General features: G+C 66.9%; 9 protein-coding genes and 1 pseudogene. 5 read left to right on the forward strand and 5 right to left on the reverse strand.

What is annotated here, in order from left to right:
* Window position 1: 1 nt before the first annotated feature.
* Together KGQ91_RS09055 and KGQ91_RS09060 are read right to left on the reverse strand one after the other, a co-directional pair.
* Window positions 2–709: an ABC transporter ATP-binding protein gene (locus tag KGQ91_RS09055; protein WP_224420817.1), complete on the reverse strand. Its 708-nt coding sequence runs from the start codon at window positions 707–709 to the stop codon at window positions 2–4.
* The gene (locus KGQ91_RS09060; protein ID WP_224420818.1) at window positions 706–1,515 is read right to left on the reverse strand and encodes an ABC transporter ATP-binding protein; all 810 of its coding nucleotides are present in this window, start codon (window positions 1,513–1,515) and stop codon (window positions 706–708) included. The genes KGQ91_RS09055 and KGQ91_RS09060 overlap by 4 nt, the downstream gene beginning before the upstream one ends.
* Before the next feature lie 350 nt (window positions 1,516–1,865).
* Here KGQ91_RS09060 and KGQ91_RS09065 point away from each other — a divergent pair, with 350 nt between their 5' ends.
* Window positions 1,866–2,240 carry a phasin family protein gene (locus KGQ91_RS09065; protein ID WP_224420819.1) on the forward strand — a complete coding sequence of 125 codons (375 nt, stop codon included), beginning with the start codon at window positions 1,866–1,868 and terminating at the stop codon, window positions 2,238–2,240.
* Window positions 2,241–2,331: 91 nt separating this feature from the next.
* On the opposite strand, the pseudogene KGQ91_RS09070 reads toward KGQ91_RS09065, so the two are convergent.
* Window positions 2,332–3,217, reverse strand: a pseudogene (locus tag KGQ91_RS09070) (DMT family transporter).
* A 119-nt stretch (window positions 3,218–3,336) separates the two neighbouring features.
* Between KGQ91_RS09070 and KGQ91_RS09075 the strand changes: the two are divergent.
* Window positions 3,337–3,825, forward strand: coding sequence for a DUF192 domain-containing protein (locus KGQ91_RS09075; RefSeq protein ID WP_224420820.1), 489 nt, complete (start codon window positions 3,337–3,339; stop codon window positions 3,823–3,825).
* Between the two features lie 13 nt (window positions 3,826–3,838).
* Here the strand turns inward: KGQ91_RS09075 and KGQ91_RS09080 are convergent, their stop codons facing one another.
* Complete coding sequence (locus KGQ91_RS09080; RefSeq protein ID WP_224420821.1) at window positions 3,839–4,573, reverse strand: ParA family protein; 735 nt, start codon at window positions 4,571–4,573, stop codon at window positions 3,839–3,841.
* A gap of 314 nt (window positions 4,574–4,887) precedes the next feature.
* Here KGQ91_RS09080 and KGQ91_RS09085 point away from each other — a divergent pair, with 314 nt between their 5' ends.
* From KGQ91_RS09085 to KGQ91_RS09095, 3 genes are all read left to right on the forward strand, one after another.
* A complete protein-coding gene (locus tag KGQ91_RS09085) occupies window positions 4,888–5,895 on the forward strand; it encodes a DctP family TRAP transporter solute-binding subunit (protein ID WP_224420822.1) in 1,008 nt (335 codons plus the stop codon).
* A 71-nt stretch (window positions 5,896–5,966) separates the two neighbouring features.
* Complete coding sequence (locus KGQ91_RS09090) at window positions 5,967–6,446, forward strand: TRAP transporter small permease (RefSeq protein ID WP_224420823.1); 480 nt, start codon at window positions 5,967–5,969, stop codon at window positions 6,444–6,446.
* A complete protein-coding gene (locus tag KGQ91_RS09095) occupies window positions 6,436–7,731 on the forward strand; it encodes a TRAP transporter large permease (protein ID WP_163647620.1) in 1,296 nt (431 codons plus the stop codon). The genes KGQ91_RS09090 and KGQ91_RS09095 overlap by 11 nt, the downstream gene beginning before the upstream one ends.
* A gap of 76 nt (window positions 7,732–7,807) precedes the next feature.
* Here the strand turns inward: KGQ91_RS09095 and KGQ91_RS09100 are convergent.
* The coding region (locus tag KGQ91_RS09100; RefSeq protein WP_224420824.1) for a BCCT family transporter at window positions 7,808–8,332 on the reverse strand (525 nt) is incomplete at its 5' end.

An 8,332-nucleotide genomic window follows, 5' to 3' on the forward strand; every position in this document is an offset into this window, starting at 1 on the left:
CTCAGCCCCCCAGGAACATTTCAGCGACTTCCGGATCGGCCAGGAGGTTGGGACCGGTGTCTTCGTGACGGTTGCGGCCGGTGGCCAGCACGTAGCCGCGATCGGCGATGGCCAGCGCCTGCTTGGCGTTCTGCTCGACCATCAGCACGCCGATGCCCTGGGCATTGATCTCCTTGATGCGCTCGAAGGTCTCGTCGATCAGCAGCGGCGAGAGCCCGGCGGTGGGCTCGTCGAGCATCAGCAGCTCGGGGTCGATCATCAGCGCACGGCCCATGGCGACCATCTGGCGCTCGCCGCCGGACATCAGGCCGGCCTGCTGGCGCCGCCGCTCGGCGAGCTTGGGAAACAGCGTGTAGACCTTGTCGAGACGCTTGGAGAGATCGCCCTTCATCAGGTAGGCGCCCATCTCGAGGTTCTCGCGGACCGTCATCGAGGGGAAGACGTTCTTCTCCTGGGGCACGTAGGCGATGCCGCGCTTGACCATCTGTTCCGGCTTGGCGTTGGTGATCGGCTCGCCCTTGTAGAGCACCTCGCCGGCGCGGATGCGCAGCAGGCCGAACACCGCCTTCATCGCCGTGGACTTGCCGGCGCCGTTGGGGCCGACGATCACCACGATCTCGTCGGGTTCGACGCGCAGGTTGGTGCCCTGGAGGATATCCACGCCGCCGTAGCCGCCATAGAGATCCCGGGCTTCGAGAAGACTGGTCATGAGGCATCTCCCTGGTTCGAAGGCCGGGCGTTCTCGCCCATCTGCCCGCTCATGCCGCCGCCGAGATAGGCCTCGCGGACCTGTTCATTGCGGCGCAGCTCGGTCATGGCGCCGGAGGCGATCAGTTCGCCGTTGGCCATCACGTGGACCGGGTCGCACAGCGCCGAGATCAGGTCCATGTCGTGCTCGATCACGCAGAAGGTGTAGCCGCGCTCGCGATTCAGGCGCTGGATCGCCTCGCGGATCTTGCCCAGCAGGGTGCGGTTGACCCCGGCGCCGGGCTCGTCGAGCAGGACCATCCGGGCATCGGTCATCATGGTGCGCCCCAGGTCGAGCAGCTTTTTTTGGCCACCCGAGAGGTTGCCGGCCAGCTCGTCGGCGACATGGGTGATCTCCAGAAAGTCGAGCACGTCGTCGACTTTGTCGAGCACCGCGCTGTCCTCCTGCTTGACCCGGCCCCAGCGCAGCCAGGCGTTGAACAGGTTCTCACCGCTCTGACCGGGCGGCACGACCATGAGATTTTCGCGCACGGTCATGCGCGAGAACTCGTGGGGGATCTGGAAGGTGCGGACCAGGCCGAGATGAAACAGCTTGTGCGGCGGCAGGCCGGTGATGTCGCGGCCGTCCAGCAGCACGCGGCCTTCGCTGGGGGGAAAGAGTCCGGCGACCATGTTGAACAGGGTGCTCTTGCCGGCACCGTTGGGGCCGATCAGGCCGGTGATGCTGCCCTCGGCAACCTCGAGCGAGACCCCTCGCACTGCCTGTATGCCGCCGAACGTCTTGGAGACGTTGTCGATCTGAATCAAGGAGAAGCTCCTCGCAAGCGTCCTCTTTCCGGGGCGGCGCGGGCGGTGAAACGGCGTTCACGGATGCCGGCCCGGCGATGGAGTTGTGATTGTGATGGGCCCGGGCCATCGGAGGCGGGGCGGGGATCGCCACGGGCCGTATGAGGGTGACCTTACAGGGGCTTGACCTCGCCGGACAAGCGCCGCCACCGATGGCCTTTAAACGGTTGCACCGCGCGCGATGGCGTGGGCGGCCGTCGACAGCCCCGGGCATGACAAGGCATGTTGCACTGCAACAAGGGGTCTGCTATGTTGCACTGCAACGAAGGCCGAAACCTTCGAGGTCAGCCCACCACGACGGAGGTCCTATCATGGCTACCAACACCCAGAACGCATTCGATCAGGTCAACAAGCAGTTCGAGACTTTCTATACCGGCCCGGCGCGCGCTTACGCCGCCATGGCCATGGATTACACGGAGCAGCTGGTCAACACCCAGATGAGCTTCACCAAGGCCTATGTCGACGCCGGCTTCGCCCAGACGCGCGCCATGCTCGACGTGCGTGATGCCGAAGGCTTCCGCAGCTACGTCGAGGAACAGCAGAAGGTCGTCAAGGATCTGGGCGAGCGCCTGAAGGGCGATGCCGAGAAGGTCGTTGCCCTTAACCAGGACTTCGCCAAGCAGAGCCAGCAGCTGGTCGAGGAAAACCTCAAGACCGCCAGCAAGACGGCGGGCCAGACGAAGTAAGCGTCGCTTCGGCGTCGTATCCGGGCCGGCGACTCCTGTCGCCGGCCTTTTTTTGTCTTGCCGTTTTGTCGTGCCGTTTTGTCGTGCCGCGTCAGGGGCGTGGCGTCGTGCCTTCGCGGCGCGCCCACCACCGGCCGGGCAGACGCACGTTGATCACCGCCAGGCCCGCTACCACCAGTAGTCCGCCGATGAGCTTGTTGGCTCCCAGCGGGTCGCCCAGCAGCCACATGCCCAGCAGCACGGCGAAGACCGGCATCAGCAGCGACAGCGGCACGACGCGGCTGACCGGATGCTTCTGCAGCAGCCGATACCACACCCCATAGGCGACGATCGACGACATCACGGCGGTATAGAAGACGGCACCCCAGCCGCTCCAGCCGGCGTTGCCCAGCGCCGCCCATTGCGCATCCTCGAAGAGCCAGGACCCCAGCCCCACCTGGGGAATGGCGAACAGCGCGATCCAGCCGGCCAGGGTCAGCGGCGGGATGGGGGGGCGCCACCTTGATGATCAGGTTCGACACTGCCCAGAAGAAGGCGCTGGCCAGCAGCAGGGTGGTGGGCAGCGGCGCCGGCAGGGAGGGCCCGCCGGCCAGCACCACCACGCCGCTGAAGGACATTGCCAGGCCCAGCCAGCGGCGCAGGTCAAGCCGGTCTCTAAGGAAGGCGGCGGCCAGCAGGGTCGCGAAGGGCGTACCCATCTGCACCAGCAGTGCGCCGGTGCCGGCCTCGGCCTGGCCGAGCCCCAGAAACAGCAGCGGGAAATGCAGACCACCGAAGGTTACCGACAGCAGCAGCAGCCAGGGCAGCTGGCGGCGGTTGAAGCGGGTGAAGGGCACCAGCAGGGCCGCGACCAGCGAAAAGCGCAACGTCATCAGCAACAGGGGCGGCATGTCCGCCACCCCGACCTTGATGACGATGATGTTGAGGGCCCAGATGACAATTACGGTCAATCCGAGCAGAAGGTCGCGTAGGGGCACGAATTCATCCTTGAATGGCGGTCAGGTAACCTGAGGGAAAACCGATAGAGCAGTATAAAGAAGGGGGGCGGAGGCTGCGAGGCGCCTTCGATGCGCATAATGGAAGACGGGAGGCTGTGATGCCGCGACGAGGAGTGGTTTTCGCGCTCTGGTGCGGGCTCGCCGTGCTGGGCGTGCTGACAGGGTGGGCAGGGGTGCAGGCCGGCGACCTGGAACAGCGGACTCTGGTCATTGTCAGTGGCGATCGGCGGCAGGCGATTCAGGCGGAAATCGCCCGGCGCCCGGCCGACAGGGCCCGGGGCCTGATGGAGCGAGAGCGGCTGCCCGCCGGCGCCGGCATGCTGTTTCTCTTCCCTCGCGAGCAATCCGCCACGGGCGCCTTCTGGATGTTCAACACCCGCATTCCGTTGTCGATCGCCTTCATCGATACCCAGGGCGTCATCCGCGCCATCCGGCGAATGGTCCCCTGTGCCAGCGAGCGACCTGCCGACTGCCCGCGCTATCCCGCGGGGGTCCCGTTTCGCATGGCACTGGAGGTCAACGCCGGGTTCTTCGCGCGCCATGGCATCACGGTGGGGGATCGGCTGTTGCCGACCTCGCTGCCCTGACGGTCGGGGTGACTCAGCCCAGGCGCTGGGCGATTTCGCGCCACAGGGCGGCATAGGCCCGACTGCCGGCGCAGCGCGGGGCGAAGGCGTTCACCGGGGCGCGCTCCAGCCCCATGCGCTCGATGGCGCTGGCATTGGGGATGGTCGTGGACAACCGGGTGGGCCAGTGTTCGCCGAGGTCGTCCACGATTTCCCGGTGCAGCTTGCGGCGGCGGTCGGCGAGGGTCACGAAGGGCCAGACCGGGCAGTCCTGATTGGCGTCGTCCAGGTAGTGGCGCAGCTGGTCGAGGGTGCGTTGCGAGAGCGTGGTGGGGATCACCGGCACGAGCAGGGCGTCGACACTCGAGACGATCTGTTCGGCCAGCGTCGACAGGCTGGGCGGGCAGTCGAGGATGATCAGGTCGTAGTCGTCATGCACGGGCTGGAGCATGCGGCGCAGGCGGCTGGGCTTGCGGTCTTCCAGCAGCTGTTCCATCGCCCGCGAGCCGATAGCGGCCGGCAGCAGATCGAGCCCCTCGACGCCGGTGTTGCGAATCACCTTGTCGAGCGCCGCCTTGCCCTTGACCAGCTTGCCCACGCCGCCGCGTACCTTGGGCTTGGCGCGCAGATAGAAGGTGGTCGCCGCCTGGGGGTCGAGATCCCAGAGCAGCACGCGACGGCCGTCACGGCAGGCCTCGGCGGCGAGATTGACGGCGGAGGCGGTCTTGCCCACGCCGCCCTTGATGCTGTAGAGCGCCAGCATCTTCATGGCGGGCTCCCACGGTTCGGCCGTCTGAAAGGGCGCCTTAGTCTAGCAGCGATGGTGGCCGGCCGCGTGACGGTTCGATGACAGCCGTGGGCATATTGCCAGGCTGTCATTCATTCGATAGCGCTTTACAATGATGGCTGGATCGATACACGCCCGCGCCCACCGTGCCGGGCGTGCCTCGGCGGGCAGCCACGAGCTGCGCGCCGCGGGTCCTTATCCTCCGGACCTGCATGCGGGGAAGCCGCCCGGCTTCATGATAACCAATAACGTAGCCAGACCCGGCCCGCGGGCTGGCGCATGCAAGGAATCACGACATGCTGACACGCCGCTTTACCGGATTCACCGCTGCCCTTGCGGGGGCCGCCCTGCTGTGCACCGCGTTGACCGCACAGGCCCGCGAATATTCCGTCTCCACCGTGCTTTCGAATGCCTTCCCCTGGGGGCAGGCCGCCGACAAGTGGGCCGAGCTGGTCAAGGAACGCTCCGACGGGCGTATCACGTTGCGCGTCTATCCCAACTCGCAGCTGGTCAACGGCGACCAGACCCGCGAGTTCTCGGCCATGCGCCAGGGGCTGATCGACATGGCGGTGGGCTCGACCATCAACTGGTCACCGCAGGTTCCGCAGCTCAACCTGTTCTCGCTGCCGTTTCTGATGCCCGATTATGACGCTGTCGACGCGGTCACCGGCGGCAAGGCCGGTGAGATGGTCTTCGACGCCATCGAATCGCGCGGCGTGATCCCGCTGGCCTGGGGCGAGAACGGCTTTCGCGAACTGTCCAACTCCAAGCTGCCGATCAATGAGCCCGAGGATCTCGACGGCCTGAAGATCCGCGTGGTCGGCTCACCGCTGTTCCACGACACCTTCACCGCGCTGGGCGCCAACCCCACCCAGATGAGCTGGGCCGACGCCAAGCCGGCGCTGACCACCGGGGCGGTGGACGGCCAGGAGAATCCGCTGTCGGTGTTCGACGTGGCGCGCATCGATCAGGTAGGGCAGAAGTACCTGACGCTGTGGCACTACATGAACGATCCGCTGATCTTCGCCGTCAATCGCAACGTCTGGCAGCAGTTCCCCGAAAAGGACCGCGAGCTGCTGCGTCAGGCCGCCGAGGACGCCGGTGCCTGGGAGATCGAGAAATCGCGCGGCGAGCGTGACGATCGGCTGGCAGCGATCAAGGAGCGCGGTGTCGAGGTCGTCGAGCTCGACGACGCCCAGCACCAGGCCTTCGTCGACGCCACCCGCAGCGTCTATAACACCTGGACGCCGAAGATCGGCGAGGCGCTGGTCGAGACGGCACGCCAGGCCGCCGAAAACCGCTGAGCGGCAAGTGTCGCCAACCCGCAAGCCCCGTCGGCCGGCCGAGGTGCCGGCCGACACACGATGAGGTCAACATGAAACCGCAACCGGATGCGCGACTCGAGCGCGTTCTGGCCACGCTTGCCCTGGTGGTGATCGCCCTGATCAGTTTCGCCAACGTGGTGGTGCGCTACGTCACCGATGCCTCCTTCGCCTTCACCGAGGAGATCTCGGTTTTCCTGCTGGTGGTTGTGACCTTCGCCGGGGCGGCGGTGGCGCTGCGCCGCAACGGTCACATTCGCATCGGCCTCGTCGAGCGTGCCCTGCCGCCCGGACCGCGCCGTGTGCTGATTGCGCTGCAGGGCCTCGCCGGGCTGGTGGTGCTGGGGCTGATCACCGGTTACGGCGCGCAGATGGCCTGGCAGGAGTATCACTGGCAGTCGCTGTCGCCGGGGCTCGGCGTGCCGCAGTGGTGGTACCTGGTGTGGCTGCCGCTGCTGTCGCTCGCGATGCTCGTGCGACTGGTCCAGCAGACTCTCGATCGGCTGCGCGGAGGGCTCGACGATGAGTCCTGATTTCCTGATGATCGGCAGCTTCGGGCTGCTGTTGCTGGCCGGCGTGCCGGTGGCCTTCGCGCTGGGCCTGGCCGGGGCGGTGGGCATCGTCACCGGGCTCTCGCCGGACATGCTGGCGGCACTGGGTACCAACACCTACAACAGCATCGCCAAGTACCCGTTGATCGCCATTCCGCTGTTCATCCTCACCGGCCTGATCTTCGAGCGGGCCGGGGTCGCCGCGCGGCTGGTACGTTTCGCCCAGGCGCTGATCGGCCCGCGCCACGGCGGGCTGGCGCTGGTCGCGGTGCTGGTCTGCCTGATCATGGGTGGGATGAGCGGCTCGGGACCGGCGGATGCCGCGGCGGTGGCGATGGTGATGCTGCCCAGCATGACCCGTGCCGGCTACCCCAGGCCATTCTCGGCGACGCTGATTGCCGCCTCGGCATCCACCGCGATCCTGATTCCGCCCTCGGTGGCGCTGATTCTCTACTCGATCGTGGTGCCGGGCGTCGATCTGCGTGCGCTGTTCGCCGCCGGGCTATTCCCCGGCATTTTGGCCGGCGTGGCGCTGCTGCTGCCGGCGTTCTGGCTGTCGCGGCGCCATGGCTGGGAGGCACCCTCTGAGGTCGAACGGCCGGCGCTGGGCGAGAGCTTTCGCCAGGCGATCCCCGCACTGTTCGCCCCGGTGCTGATCCTCGGCGGGCTGCGCAGCGGCCTGTTCACGCCCACCGAGGCCGCCGTCGCGGCGGTGGCCTACGGCGTGGTGGTGGGGCTGTTCCTGACCCGTGAGCTCGACTGGCGCGAACTCTGGCGACTGGTCGGCGAGGCGGCGACGATCTCCGGGGTGGTGATGCTGATCATCGCCCTGGCGGGGATCTTCGCCTGGGCGGGCACCATGCTGGGGACGTTCCGGCATCTCGCCGAGTGGCTGATCACGCTATCCGACAACGGCGCGGTACTGCTCACCCTGATCATGATTGCGGTGCTGCTCGCCGGCATGCTGCTGGATGCGATCTCGATCTACCTGATCCTGATGCCGATCCTCATTCCGGTGATGCAGCACTTCGGCTGGAATCCGGTGTGGTTCGGCATTCTGCTGGCGATGAACATCGCCATCGGCCAGTACACGCCGCCGGTGGCGGTCAACCTGATGGTCACCACCGAGGTGGCGGGCATCCGCCTCGAGCAGACCCTGGGCTGGGCGCTGGTGTTCGTGGCGGCGATGGCTATAGCGTTGCTGCTGGTGGCGCTGTTTCCGCCGATCGCGCTGTGGTTGCCGGGGGTGTTGGGCTACAACGTCTGAGCGTCGGAAAAGGTAGAAAGGAGAGGGCGGCGACCGGAGACGGTCGCCGCCTTTGCGTGAGAACGCCTGAGGAGAGTCAGTCCCGGGGCTCGATCAGCCCCTGCTCGCGGGCCATGGCATAGGCGGCCTTGGGGCCGGTCCACAGCGAGGGCAGCAGCACCAGCGACACCGGGATCGCGGTGATCACGATGAACTGCTGCAGCACGCTGATCTGCCCCGAGCCCATGTACAGCAGGATGGCCGCCATCAGCGCCATGGCGATGCCCCAGAAGGCGCGGATCAGCGGGTTGGGCTCGTCATGCCCGGAGCCCACCACGGCGATGGCGTAGCTCATCGAGTCGCCGGTGGTGGCGACGAAGATGGTGGTCAGCAGCAGGATCGCCATGGCCATCAGCGTGCCGCCGGGCAGCGCCTGGGCCACGGTCAGCGTGGCGACGTCGAACTGGAAGTTGTTGAGCGCCTCGGTGAGGTCGATCGCCCCGGTCAGCTGGTAGTGGATGCCCGAGCCGCCCAGCAGGGTGAACCACACGGTGGTGGCGATCGGCGCCAGCACCGCCACGGCGAGGATCATCTCGCGCACGCTGCGCCCGCGGGAGATGCG

Source organism: Modicisalibacter tunisiensis (genome assembly GCF_020148005.1).
GTDB classification, from domain to species: Bacteria; Pseudomonadota; Gammaproteobacteria; order Pseudomonadales; family Halomonadaceae; genus Modicisalibacter; species Modicisalibacter tunisiensis.